At 71.5% G+C, this 15701-nt stretch carries 15 protein-coding genes and 1 tRNA gene; 5 read left to right on the top strand and 11 right to left on the bottom strand.

Annotated features, from left to right (window positions below; genetic code table 11):
- Positions 1–13: 13 nt before the first annotated feature.
- The 5 genes from EXE50_RS10185 to EXE50_RS10165 all read right to left on the bottom strand — a co-directional run bounded on the left by EXE50_RS10185 (position 14) and on the right by EXE50_RS10165 (position 4435).
- A complete protein-coding gene (locus tag EXE50_RS10185) occupies positions 14–1174 on the bottom strand; it encodes a DNA primase (RefSeq protein ID WP_053770425.1) in 1161 nt (386 codons plus the stop codon).
- A 105-nt stretch (positions 1175–1279) separates the two neighbouring features.
- Positions 1280–1930 carry an HVO_2922 family protein gene (locus tag EXE50_RS10180; RefSeq protein WP_053770424.1) on the bottom strand — a complete coding sequence of 217 codons (651 nt, stop codon included), beginning with the start codon at positions 1928–1930 and terminating at the stop codon, positions 1280–1282.
- A gap of 88 nt (positions 1931–2018) precedes the next feature.
- Complete coding sequence (locus tag EXE50_RS10175; RefSeq protein WP_053770979.1) at positions 2019–2672, bottom strand: protein sorting system archaetidylserine decarboxylase; 654 nt, start codon at positions 2670–2672, stop codon at positions 2019–2021.
- Entirely contained in the window at positions 2669–3718 is a 1050-nt protein-coding gene (locus tag EXE50_RS10170; protein WP_121599970.1) for an AAA family ATPase, read from the bottom strand. Before EXE50_RS10170 ends, EXE50_RS10175 begins: the two co-directional genes overlap by 4 nt.
- A gap of 60 nt (positions 3719–3778) precedes the next feature.
- Positions 3779–4435, bottom strand: coding sequence for a DUF4013 domain-containing protein (locus EXE50_RS10165; protein WP_053770422.1), 657 nt, complete (start codon positions 4433–4435; stop codon positions 3779–3781).
- 171 nt (positions 4436–4606) lie between these two features.
- On the opposite strand from EXE50_RS10165, the gene EXE50_RS10160 reads away from it, so the two are divergent.
- The 4 genes from EXE50_RS10160 (at position 4607) to EXE50_RS10145 (ending at position 9116) form a co-directional block, all read left to right on the top strand.
- Positions 4607–5914 carry an ABC transporter substrate-binding protein gene (locus EXE50_RS10160; RefSeq protein WP_137705014.1) on the top strand — a complete coding sequence of 436 codons (1308 nt, stop codon included), beginning with the start codon at positions 4607–4609 and terminating at the stop codon, positions 5912–5914.
- A gap of 53 nt (positions 5915–5967) precedes the next feature.
- On the top strand, positions 5968–6954 hold the full coding sequence (locus tag EXE50_RS10155; protein ID WP_053770420.1) for a carbohydrate ABC transporter permease: 987 nt from the start codon (positions 5968–5970) through the stop codon (positions 6952–6954).
- Positions 6951–7895 carry a carbohydrate ABC transporter permease gene (locus EXE50_RS10150; protein ID WP_053770419.1) on the top strand — a complete coding sequence of 315 codons (945 nt, stop codon included), beginning with the start codon at positions 6951–6953 and terminating at the stop codon, positions 7893–7895. Before EXE50_RS10155 ends, EXE50_RS10150 begins: the two co-directional genes overlap by 4 nt.
- 102 nt (positions 7896–7997) lie before the next feature.
- Positions 7998–9116: an ABC transporter ATP-binding protein gene (locus tag EXE50_RS10145; RefSeq protein ID WP_053770418.1), complete on the top strand. Its 1119-nt coding sequence runs from the start codon at positions 7998–8000 to the stop codon at positions 9114–9116.
- Between the two features lie 48 nt (positions 9117–9164).
- Here EXE50_RS10145 and EXE50_RS10140 read toward each other — a convergent pair whose 3' ends face one another.
- On the bottom strand, positions 9165–9578 hold the full coding sequence (locus EXE50_RS10140; RefSeq protein ID WP_137705013.1) for an SHOCT domain-containing protein: 414 nt from the start codon (positions 9576–9578) through the stop codon (positions 9165–9167).
- A gap of 64 nt (positions 9579–9642) precedes the next feature.
- Positions 9643–10122, bottom strand: coding sequence for a DUF192 domain-containing protein (locus EXE50_RS10135; protein ID WP_053770416.1), 480 nt, complete (start codon positions 10120–10122; stop codon positions 9643–9645).
- A 61-nt stretch (positions 10123–10183) separates the two neighbouring features.
- On the opposite strand from EXE50_RS10135, the gene EXE50_RS10130 reads away from it, so the two are divergent.
- Positions 10184–10257 (top strand) — tRNA-Val (locus EXE50_RS10130).
- A gap of 35 nt (positions 10258–10292) precedes the next feature.
- Here the strand turns inward: EXE50_RS10130 and EXE50_RS10125 are convergent.
- The 4 genes from EXE50_RS10125 to EXE50_RS10110 form a co-directional block, all read right to left on the bottom strand.
- Positions 10293–11108, bottom strand: coding sequence for an ABC transporter permease (locus tag EXE50_RS10125; protein WP_137705012.1), 816 nt, complete (start codon positions 11106–11108; stop codon positions 10293–10295).
- Positions 11105–12139, bottom strand: a complete 1035-nt coding sequence (locus tag EXE50_RS10120; protein ID WP_137705011.1) for an ABC transporter ATP-binding protein — start codon at positions 12137–12139, stop codon at positions 11105–11107. Before EXE50_RS10120 ends, EXE50_RS10125 begins: the two co-directional genes overlap by 4 nt.
- 71 nt (positions 12140–12210) lie before the next feature.
- Complete coding sequence (gene ligA / locus EXE50_RS10115) at positions 12211–14379, bottom strand: NAD-dependent DNA ligase LigA (protein ID WP_137705010.1); 2169 nt, start codon at positions 14377–14379, stop codon at positions 12211–12213.
- A gap of 82 nt (positions 14380–14461) precedes the next feature.
- Positions 14462–15661, bottom strand: a complete 1200-nt coding sequence (locus EXE50_RS10110; protein WP_137705009.1) for an amidohydrolase family protein — start codon at positions 15659–15661, stop codon at positions 14462–14464.
- Positions 15662–15701 lie beyond the last annotated feature (40 nt).

Genomic DNA, 15701 nt, shown 5'->3' with positions numbered 1-15701 from the left:
CGATTCGCCGCGCTCACGCCGCTCCCGTCCCGTCGGTTTCGCGGTCCGCCCGCCAGTCGGTCACGTCGTCGGCCGCCGCCACTCGCTTTTCGTAGTACGAGAGGGGGTCCGGCGCGACCTGCATGTGGTCGTCCTCGTTGTGACAGATGCCGTAGTTCGCCAGCGTCTCGCAGGTCGGCGGGGGGTACTGGGTCCCGCGGTCGTCGGTGAGGAACTCGGTCTGGTAACGGATCCCCTCGGCGTCGAGGCTGGTGTCGGCGCAGAAGGCGACGACCTCGTCGGGCGTCATGCCGATACCGACGAGGAACGCCATCAGCGCGAACGACTCGGCCGCGGAGAGCGCAGTGTCGCGCTCCGCCTTCTCGATCAGGTTCGTCATACACGGCGGGAACAGCGCGGGGGCGACGACGTCCGGCGGCTCGGCGTACGTCCGCTCGGAGAGCAGCCGGCGGAGGTCGGCGACGCGCGACTCCAGCGCCGCGGCGATCTCCTCGTCGGCACCGAGTTCGAAGGGGAGCCCCTCGGCGACCCGCGCCTCGACGGCGGCCTCCAGCGCCGCGAGCAGCTCCTCGCGGGAGACCCGCACCGCGCCGTCGGCGAGCGCCCGGTTGACCAGCCGCCACGAGTCGCCCCACTCGGGGGAGGTGAGCCGGAGGTAGGGGCCGACGTCGATCCGGTAGCTGTCGGGGTCGCGGCCGGCCCCGCCGCCCGCCGCCGCACCCGCGCCGCGGGCGCCGGCGGGCGCGGTCGCGTCCGGTCGCACGGCGTCGGCGAGGTCGAACTCGGCGAGCAGGTCGTCGAGCCCGACCGTCGCGGTCGACACGGACCGCAGCTCGTCGTCGGTCTCCAAGTCGCGGCGGACCCGCTCCACGGCGGTCGCCGCCTCCGCGGCGGCGTACTTCTCGATGGCGGGGTCGGAGTCGAGCAGCGAGACGAGGATCCGCGCGATGGGGTACGAGAGCAGCTCCGCCTGGGCGTCGTACGCGGACTCGCCGGGGAACGCGCCGCTCTCCGAGGCGACGGTCCCCTCGAGGAGGGCGCGTTCGACGCGCTCGCGGGCGCGGTCGACCGCCGGGGCGTCGGTCGCGACGAGCTCCGGCAGCGACACCGCGGCCGACGCGACCGCCTCGCGGGCGCTCGCGAAGAACGGGTACTTGGCGTCGAGCGCGTCCATGTCGCTCAGAGGTAGTGAAGGCCGGCGAATAAGCGGTGCGGTCCGCGGTCGCGCCGCCGGCGGGGCGGCGGTCGGACCGCGGGCGCCTCGCCGCTGGACCGAGACCTACTCGTCCGGCTCCTCGACGGCCGCGCCCGGCGCGTTCGACTTGACGCTGGTGAGGCCCTGTTTCGCCTTCTGCTTGGAGGCGTACCCCTGTCCGCTGTCGGCGATGATGTTGCCGTTCTCGTGGCGGAGCCGCCAGCGGTACTCGTCGGCCTTGTCGCGGAACAGCTCGAACGCGGCGTCGCTGCCGCCCTCCTCGGGCGCCTCCTCGTCGCGCGAGACGTCGATCACGTGCGCGCCCGCCGCGTTCCGCTGGACGCTCTCGATCCCGGAGCTGGCGTCGCGCTTGTCGGCGTATCCCTCGCCGCCGTCGGCGATGATGTTGCCGTTCTCGTGGCGGAGCCGCCAGCGGTACTCGTCGGCCTTGTCACGGAACAGTTCGAACGTCGCCCTGCTCGCGCTCGCGTCCTCGTCGACGGCGACCTCTTCGTCGGGCCACTCCACCTCGATCTCGAAGCGGACCGTGCCGTCCTCCCGTTCGAGTTCGACCTCGACGTCGCCGGTCCCGGCCGCGTCGACCGTCACCGTCCCGCCTTCGTCGACCGGTACGGGTTCGCCGCGACCGAGCGCGCGGGCGATCCGGCGGAGGTACGTGGCCAGCCCCTGTCGGGTCCGCGACCGACTCGACTCGTGGATGGTGTCGTCGGGCATGCGCGAGAAGCGTCACCGCCGCCAAAGAAAAGTGTACGCCCGAAATCCGGGGTCTCGCGTGGTATCTCAGTCGATCGGTGTTCGACGGTCACGCCGCGGGGTCGGCCGCGTCCGGCCGCTCCGCGATGATCGTCTCGCCCGCGCGGACGCCGTCGCCCTCGGCGACGAGCAGGTCGTCGCGGCTCACGTCCGCGGGCAGCACCACGTCGGCGCGAGAGCCGAACGAGACGTGTCCGACGCGGTCGCCGCGCTCGACGCGGTCCCCCGGCTCGACCGACGGGTGGATCCGCCGGGCGAACCAGCCCGCGATGACGAGCAGCTCGTACTCCCCGAAGTCGATCGCGACCTGCTCGTTGCGGTCCGACTCCTTGTCGAACGCCGGGCGGTTCGCGCCGGGACGGTGGCGGACCTCGCGCACCTCGCCCGCGAGCGGCGCGCGGTTCACGTGCACGTCGGTGACGTTCATGAACACGCCGACGCGGAGCCGCGAGCCCTCCTCGCGGACCACGGAGACGGTGCCGTCGGCCGGGGAAACGACCGTCTCGTCGCCCCTCGGCGGGTCGCGCGCCGGGTCGCGGTGGAACCAAAGGACCACGACGGCGAGCGCGACGAGCGCGGCGCCGACGGGCGGGACGAACGGCAGCGCGACGGCGCCCGCGAGCGCGGGGACGAGCGCCAGGTCCCACGCGGCGTCGACGACCGGGAAGGGGAGCAGCCGCGAGAGCGGCGGGCGGCGGGTCACGGCGCCGCCTCCGCGTCCCGGAGACCGGGCGAGAGCTCGGTCCGCCCCGCCGCCCACGCCGCGAGCAGGTGGACGAGGTGGGTCGTGTCGTGGAGCCCGTCGGACAGGTCGAGGTCGGCCTCGCCCGCGAGCGCGTGGAGGCGCGCGAGGTCGTCGCCGCCGTACTCGGAGCCGGCGCGGGCGACGCGGAGCGTCTCGCGGAGCAGCTCCTGGCCGTCGTACCCCTCGTCGAGCAGGTCGTCGAGCGCCGAGCGGGCGTCCGCCAGGTCGCCGGCGCGGGCGTCGGCGAGCGCCGCGCGGATCGCGTCGTCGTCGCCCACGTCGCCGAGCGTCTCGTAGGCGGTCGACATGGTGATCTCGCCGCCCTCGACCGCGGTCGCCTGCGCCGAGAGGATCGCCTCCCGGAGGTCGCCGCCGGCCGCGCTGGCGACGAACTCCAGCCCGTCGCCGTCGTAGTCGACGCCCTCGCGCTCGCAGATCGCTTCCAGGACGTCGATCGCCTCGTCGGTGGTCGGCGATCGGACGCGGACCGGGAAGCAGCGCGACCGGATCGGGGCGATGAGCTTCGAGGGCTGGCGCGTCGCGATCACGAACTGGGTGGTGCGGTGGTGCTTCTCCATCACGCGGCGCAGCGCCTGCTGGAAGTCCTCGCGGATCGCCTCCGCGTTGTCCAACAGGACCGTCTTGTACTCACCGGACATCGGCGCGTACGACGCGGACTCCTTCAGCACGCGGTTTATCATGTCGCGTTTCGCCATCGAGCTTCGGCCCGCGAGGAACCCCTCGAACCGCGGGTCGGTCCGGATCTCCTTTTTTGTCCGCCCGAAGAAGTCGGCGACGTTGATCTCGATCAGGTCGGCATCCGGGTCGGCGTGCGACGCCGCCGCGAGCGCGCGCGCCGCCGCCGTCTTCCCGACTCCCGGCGGCCCCTGGACGACGAGGTTCATCGGCTCGTCGACGGCCCGACGCAGGCGGTCGCGGGCCTCGTCCTGCCGGATCTCGTCGAGGTCGGGCGCGTGCGCGTCTGTCCACAGCGGTCCGTCCATGTCGTGCGGATCCGGGCCGGGCGGTCAAGAATCGGTCGGTCGCGGCGCCGCGTCGTCGCCCTACCGTCGCCGGGCGCGCTCGACCGCGCGACCCCAGAGGTACGCGGCCACGAGGAGGCCGTACGCGAGGACGAACGTCCCGAACAGCGGCCCCGCGCGCGAGACGGTGAACAGCGCGCCGCCGACGCCGACGGCGACGACGAGCGCGGTGAAGCCGAGGGTCCACCCGAAGAAGTAGGCGGCGTGACCGGCGACCGGCCGGAGGGCGCTCGGGGAGAAGGCCCGGCGGAGCGACTCCTCCCGGCCGTAGGTGATCAGCGAGACGGGCGCGAGGTACGTGCCGAGGACGCCGACGAAGAGGACGGCCGTCGAGCCGGCGAGGATGCGGCCGACCGGCGCGTTCGCGCCGGGGTCGAGCGTGACGACGCCGTAGAGCGTCACGAGGAGGGCCGCGAACGGGACTCCGAGGAACACCAGACAGACGGCCGTCCCGCCGAGCGACCGGCGGAGGAGCGTCCGACCGTCGGCGAGGAAGGGCGGCATCGAGTCGCCCCGCTCGCTGGCGGTCAGCACGCGGACGAGGTAGCCGACGACCGGCAGCGCCGGGAGGACCGGGACGACGACGGCCAGCGCGAACAGCAGCCAGACGGCGAGGAGGGGCCGCTCCCGGGCGTCGCCGGCGACGGGATACGTGACGGCGGCGGTCGAGGGGCGCATGCGTACGCCCATCCGCCGGACCGTAGTATGCCCGTCGGTCCGTCGCCGTCCGACCGGACGTAAAGAACTCCGATTACGACTGTGGGTGACGCCGGATAGATACTTCGAAAATAGTTCTCAAAGAATGAGTAAGTATATATGGCAATCATCCATTGTGTATCGTGAAGTTCCATGACAGACCAAGACAAGCGGTTATCGCGGCGACACTTCGTCGGAGCGACGGGGGCGGCGACGCTCGCGGGGCTCGCCGGCTGTTCCGGCGGCGGCGACGGCGGCGACGGCGGCGACGGCGGCGACGGCGGAAGCGGCAACACGCTCGAAGTTCTTCACGCGTGGACCGGCGGCGACGGCGCCCGCGCGGCGGAGGCGCTCGTCACCGCCTTCGACGAGGAGCACCCGGACGTCGAACACGAGTTCAACCCGATCGGCGGCGGCGGGAACCAGAACCTCGACGCGGTCGTCGCGAACCGGCTCCAGAACGGCGACCCGCCGAGCTCGTTCGCGAACTGGCCCGGCCCGAACCTCCAGCGGTACGAGGGCGTGCTGGGCGAGGTCGGCGACATCTGGGAGTCCGAGGGCTTCGAGGACGTGATGGTACAGGAGGCGGTCGACCTCCACCAGTACAACGGCGCCTATCGGGGCGTCCCCCTCGGCTCGCACCGCCTGAACTGCCTGTTCTACAACACCTCGGTCGTCGAGGAGGCGGGGGTCGACCCCGACTCGCTGACGAGCGTGTCGGCGCTCATCGACGCGCTGGAGACGGTCCAGAGCGAGACCGACGCGATCCCGATGACGCACGGCGCGAGCGGTACCTGGACGACGACCCAGCTGTTCGCCTCGACGATGCTCGGGCAGGAAGGGTACGACGCGTACATGAGCTTCATCGAGGGGAGCCCGGACGAGGCGGCCGTCCGCGCGACCTTCGAGTCGCTCGCCGAGATCCTCGGGAACTACATCAACGAGGACGCCTCCTCGATCGGACTCACGGAGTCCAACCAGAACATCATCGAGGGGAACGCGGCGTTCATCCACCAGGGTAACTGGGCCGCCGGGGCCTACCGGAACGCCGAGGACTTCAGCTACAACGAGGACTGGGGCTTCAAGACGTACCCCGGCTCGGAGGACATGTACATGCTCCACTTCGACTCGTTCCTCTACCCGTCGGACAACCCGAGTCCGGAGGCGACCAAGACCTTCCTCTCGTTCGTCGGGAGCGAGGCGGCGCAGGTCGCGTTCAACCAGTACAAGGGCTCGATCCCGACGCGGACCGACGTCGACATGAGCGAGTTCGGGCCGTACCTCCAGGAGACGCAGGAAGACTTCGCCAGCGCCGAGCAGCGGCCGCCGAACCTACAGCACGGGCTCGGCGTCCCCTCGGAGACGATGACGGCGCTGAACGAAGTGATCTCCAGCGAGTTCTCCGGACCGTACAACGTCGACGCCGCCACGCAGGGCTTCGTCGACGCGGTCTCTAACTGACACCGGTCCTCGATGCGACCGGATTTTAGCGGTTTCGGCACACGACGACCCACATGACACGGAACACTGACACCGGCGACGAGAGTGGCGACGCGGTCACGGACGGCGGCGTCGCCGAGGAGCGCGGCGGGTCCGGGTTCAGTCCGATCGACGCGCTGAACGAGCGCTTCGGCAGCGACTTCGTCGAGTCCTCGCAGTTCTGGCTGCCGCCGTTCCTGCTGGTCGGCCTCTTCGTCTACGGGGCGATCATCTGGAACCTCCTGATCTCGCTGACGGACTTCAGCGGCTTCGGGACCCCGAACTACGGCGACCTGGACCTCGAGATGTACAGCCGCGCGCTGGCCGACAGCGGGTTCGTCGACGCCGCGATCAACACCTTCATCCTGCTCGTCGGGTTCACCCTAGTGACGCTCGCGATCGGGCTCGGACTGGCGATCCTGATAGACCGGAACATCCGGTTCGAGAACACGTTCCGGACGATCTACCTGTTGCCGATGAGCCTCTCGTTCGTGGTCACCGCCCAGTTCTGGGCGTGGATGTTCAACTTCAACAACGGGGTCATCAACATCGTCATCACGTCGCTCGGCTTCGGCCGAGTCAACTGGATCGGCAACCCAGACATCGTCCTCTGGGCGGTGATGTTCGCGCTGATGTGGCAGTTCGCGGGGTACGCGATGGTCGTGTTCCTCGCGGGCCTGCGGGCCATCCCGAACGAGCACTACGAGGCGGCGAAGGTGGACGGCGCCTCGACGGCGCGGATGTACTGGCGCGTGATCATCCCGCAGCTGAAGGGGTCGACCATCAGCGCCTCGGTCGTCCTGATGGTGTTCGCGCTGAAGGCGTTCGACTTCCTCTACTCGCTCGTCGGCGGCTACCGACCGCCCAACGGGTCCGACATCCTCGCGACGAAGATGGTCCGCGAGGCGTACGCGAACCTGAACTGGGCGTACGCGTCGGCGATCGCCATCACCCTGTTCGTGATGACGCTCGGGATCGTCGGCCCGTACCTCTACTACCAGTACAACCGGGGGAACCTATGAACGACGACGCACGAACGGACGGCGGCACGGCATCGGCGACGGACTCCGGCGCGTCCGCGGGGCCGCTCGCGGAGGTCGACGGGTACCGGGTCCTCCTGTACCTCGGGCTCCTCGGGATCCTGGCGTTCTTCATGATCCCGATCGAGTCCGGGCTCGTCACCTCGTTCAAGACGTCGAGCGGCGTCACCGGGTCGCTCCCGTTCGCGCCGCCCACGGGGAGCACGTTCACCTTAGAGAAGTGGCGCACGGCGTTCGACGCGCTCGGACGCGGCCTGATAAACAGCGCGCTGTACGCCATCCCGGCGACCGTCATCTCGGCGCTGCTCGGGAGCTTCGCGGCGTACGGCCTCACGCAGTCGGACTGGAAACAGCGGTACAAGGCGCCGGTCCTCGCGCTGTTCGTCGCGGGGATCTTCATCCCGTACCAGGCGGTGCTGGTGCCGCTCTCGCAGTTCTGGTCGATGATCCCGCTCCAGGACGCCCTCGGCTTCCTGTGGGCGCTCGGGATCAACAACGACTACACCGGGATATTCGAACTGATCGTCACGCACGTGGCCTACGGGCTCCCGATCTGTACGGTCCTGTTCAGGTCGTACTACAAGAACATGAGCGAGGAGATGATCGAGGCCGCGCGGCTGGACGGCGCGTCCATCCGCCGGATCTACCGCCGCATCGTGCTCCCGCTCTCGGGACCGATGTTCGCGGTGGTCCTGATCTACCAGTTCACGCAGATCTGGAACGACCTCCTGTTCACCCTCGTGTTGGTCCAGACCGAATCCAGCGCGGCGGCGCCGATCGTGTTGATCCTCGCCGGGCTGGGCACGTCGCTCGAAGGACAAGACTTCGCGCTCCGCATGGCGGGCGCGTTCATCGCCGCCCTCCCGACGCTCGCGGTCTACATCGCGTTCGGCGAGGAGTTCGCCGAGGGGGTGGCGACATGAACGGCGCCGCTCGCGGGCAGCAATCCATGACTCGACAGCAACCACGCAGCCGACCGAAGGTATCGCTCTCAAACCGCCGCGCCGTTCCGCGGGGGCGATAGCATGGGGACGCTCGAACTCGACGGCGTGAGCAAGGTGTTCCCGGACGGGGACGGCGAGGTCGTCGCCGTCGACGACGTCGACATCGAGATGCGCGACGGCGAGTTCCTCGTCGTGGTCGGCCCCTCGGGCTGCGGGAAGTCGACCACCCTCCGGATGGTCGCGGGGCTGGAGACGGTGACCAACGGCGAGATCCGACTCGCCGGGAGCGTCATCAACGACGTGAAACCCCAGCACCGCGACATCGCGATGGTGTTCCAGTCGTACGCGCTGTACCCGCACATGACGGTACAGGAGAACATGGCGTTCGGACTGGAGGAGTCGACGGACCTCTCGGACGACGAGATCGAGACGCGCGTCACCGACGCCGCGGGGACGATGGGGATCGGCGAGCTGCTGGACCGGAAACCGTCGGACCTCTCCGGCGGCCAGCAGCAGCGGGTCGCGCTCGGGCGGGCGATCGTCCGCGACCCCGAGGTGTTCCTCATGGACGAGCCGCTCAGCAACCTCGACGCCAAGCTCCGCTCGGAGATGCGGACGGAGCTCCAGCGGCTCCAGGCCGAACTGGACGTGACGACGATGTACGTCACGCACGACCAGACCGAAGCGATGACCATGGGCGACCGGATCGCGATCCTCAACGCCGGCGAGCTCCAGCAGGTCGCGACGCCGCTGGAGTGTTACCATGAGCCGGCCAACCGGTTCGTCGCCGGGTTCATCGGGGAGCCGTCGATGAACTTCTTCGATGTCGAGCGCGACGCCGACACCCTCCTCGGCGACGCCTTCGACTACCCGCTCTCCGAGCCCACCCTCGGCGACGTCGGCGACATCACCGACCTCACGCTCGGGATCCGGCCCGAGGACATCTCGCTGGCCGACGACCCGACCGGCGAGCACACCTTCTCGACGGTGGTCGAGGTCGTCGAGCCGATGGGCGACGAGAACACCGTCTACCTGCGGTTCGAGGACGCGCCGGAGGGCGAGACGTTCATCGCGACCGTCGGCGGCCTCCAGCAGATCTCGGTCGGCGACGAGGTCCACGTGGAGATCCCCGAGGAGACGATCCACCTCTTCGACGGGACCACCGGCGACGCGGTCCACAACCGCGAGATCGACGAGTAGTTCCGGAGGTCTCCCTCCGCGTCGGCGTCGACAGCTGTCCCGGCGCCGTCACTCCCGGATGCGGTCCACTTCTCGCCGGACGCTCTCTCGCACTCGGTCGGCGACGTCGCCGCCCGAGTCGGTGACGGTCTCGGCGTCTTCGGTCTCCAGGAGGCGGTCAAGCTTGCGCTCGAACTCCCGTTCGTCGATGTCGCCGCGCGCGTAGCGCTCGCGGAGGGCGTCGAGTGCGGGGTCGCCGGTGGCGTCCGCGCGGTCGTCGGCGTCGTCCTCGGGGACCGGCTTCGTGAGGACGTGGAAGACGGGCAGGACGATGACGAGCCCGAAGAACCACACGAGCGGGAGCCACCACCAGACGCCGGTGAGGAGCGGGGCGGCGACGCCGGCGCCGACGACGCAGAGGGCGAACACCCGCCGCCAGCGGTGGCGGAGGTTCCACGCGATCCGGCCGGGGAGTCCGGTCATGGTCGAGGCGACGCCGGCGAGGCCCAAAGCGGTTTCGTCGACCGACCTGGCGGCCGCGGCGGGGTCACTCCCGGTCGATCACGAGTCGGTCGCCGGGACCGACGCCGTGGCGCTCGCTCCACCCGCGCGGCACTTCGAGGACGTACCGCCCCGGCCCCTCGTAGCGGGTGAGCGGCGGCGACTCCGGCGCCGCCTCGTGGACCGTCGTGACGGTCCCGTCGGCGTCGGCGAAGACGATGTCGAGCGCGAACGCCATGTCGCGCATCACGTAGGCGCGCTCGGCCGTCTCGCCGTGGACGAACAGCATCCCCTCGCCGGCGGGGAGGTCGTCGGTCGCGGAGAGCCCGACGTAGCGTTTCACGAAGCCGTCGGCGACGCGGACCTCGACGGTCGCGAGCGTCTCGCCCGTCTCGCCGTCGACGGCCTCGACCGTGGCGGTGTCGTACCCGGTGATCAGGAGGGCCGGGTTCGCGGCGGCGGCGCCGACGGCGGCGAGGGCGATCAGCGCGAGCGCGGCCGCGACACCGACGAGGCGGCGATTCACGGTCGATCCTCGCGCCCGAGAAAGAAACCGTTTTCCGCTCCCGGCGGGTTCAGACGGGTGAGGGCTCGTGGTCTAGCTGGTTATGACGCGGCCTTTACAAGGCTGAGATCGGCGGTTCGAACCCGCCCGAGCCCACTATCGGCGCCGCGGACAGCGCCCGAGCCGGTCCGTCACAGGTCGGCCGCGTCGAACTTCAGGAGTCCGGCGAGCGGCGGGGCGAGCGTCCAGAACACCAACATCGCGGCCGCCGACAGCTGCTGGTTGGCGGTCTCGCCGCTGAACAGCCGCTCAGCGAGGAAGGCCCTCGACAGCGCCTCGACGGCGGTCGTCGGGTTCGAGGCCCGGAGGAACACGTCGACCTGCGTCGCGGACACTGGCAGGGCGTCGAGGGCGGGCCCGACGGCGCCGACGAGCTGGCCGGTGAGCGGGCCCCACAGCAGGACGAAGAGGACGTAGACCCCGACGCCGCCGATGAGCGCCCGCCGCTGGGTCGAGAACGCAGCCGAACAGCCGACGGAGATGGCGATGAACACGACGCCGAGCGCGGCCGCGAACACGGTGTAACCGAGGAACGCGCCGGCGTTGAACACGACCGGCGCCGCGATCAACACCAGCGCAGGCAGCAGGAACCCGGCGAACACCGCGAGCGCGAGCGCCGCGCCGCGCCCGGCGACCTTACCTAAGACCACGTCGGCCCGCGAGTGCGGCAGCGACAGGAGCAGCTTCAGCGAGCCGGACTCGCGCTCGCCGCTCACGGCGTTGTAGCCGACGACGACCCCGACGAGCGGGATCAGCGTCGTGACGAGGAAGCGGCCGACGAAGGCGCTCAACAGTAGCTCCGTGGCGAACTGCTCGCTCTCGCCGGTGGGCCGCACCGCGTACGCGAACGCCGCGACGAGCAGCGAGAACAGCACCACCAGCGCGATCATGCCGCGGGACCGGACGGTCTCGCGGAAGTCCTTCCGAGCGACGGCGGCGAGGCTCATCGGTCCACCTCCTCGGTCGCCGGACCGTCCTTGGGCGTCGGGTCGGGATCGGCCGTCGAGTCGGAATCGGCCGCCGAGTCGGCGGCGGCGGGTCCCGAGTCGGTCCCGTCGGGCGCCGAACCGGCCGCGTCGCCCTCGGTGTACGCCAAGAAGAGGTCCTCCAGCGAGGCCTCGCGGGTGTGGAAGTCGTCGACCGCGACCCCAGCGTCTTCCAGCGCCGCGATGACCCCCGTCTTCGCCTCGCTGGCGCAGTTCACCACCAGTTCGTCGCCGTCGCGGGAGACCCCGGAGACGCCGGCGACGGCGCGGACCGCCGCGACCGCGTCCCCGTCGGCGCCCGCGGCCGCGACTTCGAGCGTCTCCTCGCCGCCGACGGCCTCGCGGAGCCCCTCGACGGAGTCCTCGGCGACGAGTTCGCCGTCGCGGAGGATGCCGACGCGGTCGCAGACGGCGTCGACCTGTTCGAGGATGTGCGAGGAGAAGAAGACGGTGGCGCCGCGCTCGGCCTCGGCGCGGACGATCTCGCGCATCTCCTTCGCGCCGGCCGGGTCGAGGCCGGACGATGGCTCGTCGAGGATCAGCAGGTCTGGATCGCCGACGAGCGCCATCGCGAGGGCGAGCCGCTGGCGCATCCCCTTCGAGTACTCGCCGGCGGCGCGGTCGGCGGCGTCCGCGAGGCCGACGCGGTCGAGCAGCGCGTCCGGGTCGTCGGCGGCGTCCTTCGACTCGACGGCGAACTCGACGTGTTTTCGCCCGGAGAGCCGGTCGTACACCGAGAAGCCGTCCGGGAGCACGCCCGTCCGCCGCCGGATCTCGACGCCGTCCGTCGCGACCTCGGCGCCGAGCACGCGGACCGTCCCCGCGGTCGGGCGGACGAGGTCGAGGAGCATGTCGATCGTCGTGGACTTGCCCGCGCCGTTCGGCCCGAGGAACCCGTACACCTCGCCGTCTTCGACGGTGAGATCGAGGTCGCGAACGGCCGTGACCTCGTCGAACCGCTTGGTCACGCCCCGTAGCTCGATGGCGGTCATGCCTTCCGGTTCCGGCGTGAGTTGATAAAGGGTTGCGGGTCGGGGCGAGCGTCGCGCGGGCGTCGCGGCGCTCACGCGTCGCCTGCGGGCGGCCACGCCACGCCGCGCTCGGCGAGCAGGTCGGCGAACGCGTCCTCGTCGAGGACGGGGACGCCCTCGGCGTCGGCGTCGTCGCGCTTCGACCGACCCGGGCTCTCGCCCGCGACGAGGTAGTCGGTGTTCCCGGAGACGCTGGACGTGGCGTTCGCGCCGTGCGCCTCGACGTGCGCCTGCGCGTCGCCGCGGGGCACCGACAGCGACCCGGTGAACACGAAGGTGAGCCCGTCGAGCGCGTCGGTCGGGCCGGAGGCCGCGTCGGTCTCGAACGGCTCGGGGTCGACCCCGCGCTCGCGGAGCCCCGCGATCGCCGCGCGGTTCTCCTCGCGGTCGAGGAAAGACCGGATCGAGGCGGCCACCTCGGGGCCGACGTCGTCCACCTCGCGGAGCGCGTCCTCGTCCGCGTCGAGGAGCGCGTCGAGCGTCCCGAAGTGCGCGGCGAGCGCCCGGGCCGTCGTCGCGCCCACGTCCGGGATCCCGAGCCCGGCGAGGAAGTCGTCGAGGGGCGGGTTCCGCGTCGCGTCCAGTTCGGCGATCAGGTTCTCTGCGCTCCTCGAACCCCACCCCTCCAGTTCGGCGAGCTCCGCGGCGGTCAGGTCGTACAGGTCCGGCAGCGACTCGACGAGGCCGGCCTCGCGGAGCTGCTCGACGCGCTCCGGGCCGAGCCCCTCCACGTCGAGCGCGTCGCGGCGCGCCCAGTGCTCGACCGCGCGCTCCAGCTGCGCCGGACAGCCGAGCCCGCCGGTACAGAACGCGAGCGGGCCGTCGCGCTCGACCGCGGCCCCGCAGACCGGACACTCGTCGGGGAACTCGTAGGTCCCCTCGCTGCGCTTCTCGACGACCTCCGGGACGTAGGGGATCACGTCGCCGGCGCGGTAGATCCGGACGCGGTCGCCGACGTTCACGCCGAGGGCCTCGATCTCGGCGGGGTTGTGGAGCGTCGCGCGCGAGACGGTGACGCCGCCGACGTCGACGGGGTCCAGCTCGGCGACGGGCGTGAGCCGGCCGGTTCGGCCCACCTGGACCGTCACCCCTTCGACGGCCGTCGTCGCGGTCCGCGGCGGGAACTTGTGCGCGAACGCCCAGCGCGGCGCGCGCGACGTGCTCCCGAGCGCCTCGCGGTGCGCGAGGGCGTCGACCTTGATCACGACGCCGTCGACCGCGTAGTTCAGGTCGTCGCGCGCGGCGAGGATCTCGTCGCGGTACTCGATCGCGGCCTCGACGTCGTCGACGACCTCGACCCGGTCGTTCCGGCGGAGCCCGAGCGACCTGAACGCGTCGAGCGCGTCGCGGTGGCGCGCGGGGCGCTCCGGGCCGTCCTCGCCCGCCTCCCACGCGAGCACGTCGAAGAAGAAGACGTCGAGGGGGCGCTCGGCGACGACCGCGGGGTCGAGCTGGCGGAGCGTGCCGGCGGCGGCGTTGCGCGGGTTCGCGAACGGCTCCTCGCCGCGCTCGATCAGCTCCTCGTTGTACGCCTCGAAGGCGTCGCGGGGCATGTAGACCTCCCCCCGAACGGCGAGCCGGGCGGGGCGGTCGTCGCCGCGCAGGCGGCCGGGGACGGAGGGGATCGTCCGGACCTGCTCGGTGACGTCGTCGCCCTCGCGGCCGTCGCCGCGGGTGGCCGCGCGGACGTACTCGCCGTCCTCGTAGATCACCTCGATCGAGAGCCCGTCGAACTTCGGCTCGCAGACGTACGCGAGGTCGGCGGGGTCGAAATCGGTGAGGTCGCCGGCCTCGGCGGCGTCCGCGAGCCCCCCGCGGACGCGCTCGTCGAACTCGCGGACGGCCGCCGCGTCGGTCGCGTTGTCGATGGAGCGCATCGGCGCGACGTGCTCGACGGTCGCCAGTTCCTCGAGGGGCTCGCCGCCGACCCGCCGGGTCGGGGAGCCCTCCGTCGGGAGGTCGAAGGCGGCTTCGAGCTCCTCCAGCCGGGCGAACAGCGCGTCGTACGCCGCGTCCGAGATCAGGGGGTCGGCCGCGACGTAGTACCGGTGGTCGTGCTCGCGCACCGCCGCGCGGAGCAGTTCGGCCTGCTCTGCCGCCTCGTCGGCGGAGAGGTCGTCGACCGGGTCGAAGTCGGTCGGCGGGTCCTCGACGTACGGGTTCTCGGCCGGGTCCGCGTGCCGGGTCGACGGAGTCGTCATCGACCGGAGATGGGGCCGACTCGGGGTAAAAATGCCCGTTCCGGCGGCGGTGGGTGAGCGGGCGGTCCGGGGTCGGCCTCGGTCAGGCGACGCGGTCGCCGCGCGCGAACACGGCCGCGGGGTCCTGCCACGCCGTCACGTCCTCGGTCGGGTCGGCGTCGAGGACGACCAGGTCCGCCGCGTACCCCTCCGCGACGCGGCCGACGTCGTCGAGGCCGAGCAGGTCGGCCGCGTTGACCGTGGCGGCTTCGAGCGCCCGTTCCGGCGAGAGCCCGTAGTCGACCATGTACGCCAATTCCTGCGGGATGTCGGCGAAGAAGTTGAACGGCGTGCCGGCGTCGGTCCCCATCGCGATGGGAACGTCGGCCGCCAGGGCGTGGTCCCACGCGTCGTCGAAGCGGTCCACGGCGTCCTCGGCCTTCGCGACCGCGTCCTCGGGGATGCCGGCCTCCACGCCGTGGTCGGCGATGCCGCGGAGCGCGCTCGCGGTCGGGACCCAGTAGGTGCCGCGCTCGGCCATCATCTCGGCGGCCTCGCGGTCCATGAACGTCCCGTGTTCGACGCTGGAGATGCCGGCCTCGACGGCGTTTTTGATCCCCTCCTCGCCGTGGGCGTGGGCCGCGGTCGGCGTGTCGGTCGGCGCCGCCGCGTCGGTGAACGCGGCCAGCTCCTCGGGGGTCAGCTCCGGCGCGCCGGTCACCGCGCCCTCGGTGAGGACGCCGCCGGTGGCCATACACTTGAGCACGTCCGCGCCGGCCTTCAGCTGCTCGCGGGCCGCCTTCCGCACCTCGGCGGGGCCGTCCGCCTCGCGGCCGAACCAGTTCCCGTGGCCGCCGGTCATGATCACGTTGCGGCCGCACGCGAGGACGCGCGGGCCGTCGATCTCGCCCGCGGCGACCGCCTCGCCCGCGTCGAGCGCGAGCGTCCCGCGGCTGCCGAGGTCCCGGACGGTGGTGACGCCGGCCGAGAGGGCGGCGTCGAGGTTGCCCGCGGCCCGGTAGCTCGCCGTGTAGTCGCTCTCGGAGACCGCGGTCGAGACGTCCGGGCGGCCGTCCATCATCACGTGGACGTGCGCGTCGATCAGCCCGGGCGCGACCACGCGGCCGCTCGCGTCGACGCGTTCGAGGTCCGCGTCCGGAACGTCGTCGACCGCGCGCTCGACCGCCTCGGGGTCGCCGACCGCCGCGATATCGCCGTCCACGACCGCCACGTCGGCCAGCCGCGTTCCCTCTGCGTCCGCGACTCGACCCCCGGTGAACAGGTGTGCGCCGCTGTGTGCCATGCCGATCAGAGAGGGAGACGCGAAGGTAAAGGGTCGGGTC

Origin of the sequence: Halorubrum sp. ARQ200 (assembly GCF_005435115.1) — an archaeon.
GTDB lineage: Archaea > Halobacteriota > Halobacteria > Halobacteriales > Haloferacaceae > Halorubrum > Halorubrum tropicale.
This window is presented reverse-complemented; position numbering and strand designations above follow the sequence as displayed.

What these genes read in the sequence shown, in the direction of transcription:
- EXE50_RS10185 (WP_053770425.1), bottom strand. Translation starts at nt 1,174, where the DNA reads ATGGACGCGCTCGACGCCAAGTACCCGTTCTTCGCGAGCGCCCGCGAG.
- EXE50_RS10180 (WP_053770424.1), bottom strand. Translation starts at nt 1,930, where the DNA reads ATGCCCGACGACACCATCCACGAGTCGAGTCGGTCGCGGACCCGACAG.
- EXE50_RS10170 (WP_121599970.1), bottom strand. Translation starts at nt 3,718, where the DNA reads ATGGACGGACCGCTGTGGACAGACGCGCACGCGCCCGACCTCGACGAG.
- EXE50_RS10165 (WP_053770422.1), bottom strand. Translation starts at nt 4,435, where the DNA reads ATGCGCCCCTCGACCGCCGCCGTCACGTATCCCGTCGCCGGCGACGCC.
- EXE50_RS10160 (WP_137705014.1), top strand. Translation starts at nt 4,607, where the DNA reads ATGACAGACCAAGACAAGCGGTTATCGCGGCGACACTTCGTCGGAGCG.
- EXE50_RS10155 (WP_053770420.1), top strand. Translation starts at nt 5,968, where the DNA reads ATGACACGGAACACTGACACCGGCGACGAGAGTGGCGACGCGGTCACG.
- EXE50_RS10150 (WP_053770419.1), top strand. Translation starts at nt 6,951, where the DNA reads ATGAACGACGACGCACGAACGGACGGCGGCACGGCATCGGCGACGGAC.
- EXE50_RS10145 (WP_053770418.1), top strand. Translation starts at nt 7,998, where the DNA reads ATGGGGACGCTCGAACTCGACGGCGTGAGCAAGGTGTTCCCGGACGGG.
- EXE50_RS10140 (WP_137705013.1), bottom strand. Translation starts at nt 9,578, where the DNA reads ATGACCGGACTCCCCGGCCGGATCGCGTGGAACCTCCGCCACCGCTGG.
- EXE50_RS10125 (WP_137705012.1), bottom strand. Translation starts at nt 11,108, where the DNA reads ATGAGCCTCGCCGCCGTCGCTCGGAAGGACTTCCGCGAGACCGTCCGG.
- EXE50_RS10120 (WP_137705011.1), bottom strand. Translation starts at nt 12,139, where the DNA reads ATGACCGCCATCGAGCTACGGGGCGTGACCAAGCGGTTCGACGAGGTC.
- ligA (WP_137705010.1), bottom strand. Translation starts at nt 14,379, where the DNA reads ATGACGACTCCGTCGACCCGGCACGCGGACCCGGCCGAGAACCCGTAC.
- EXE50_RS10110 (WP_137705009.1), bottom strand. Translation starts at nt 15,661, where the DNA reads ATGGCACACAGCGGCGCACACCTGTTCACCGGGGGTCGAGTCGCGGAC.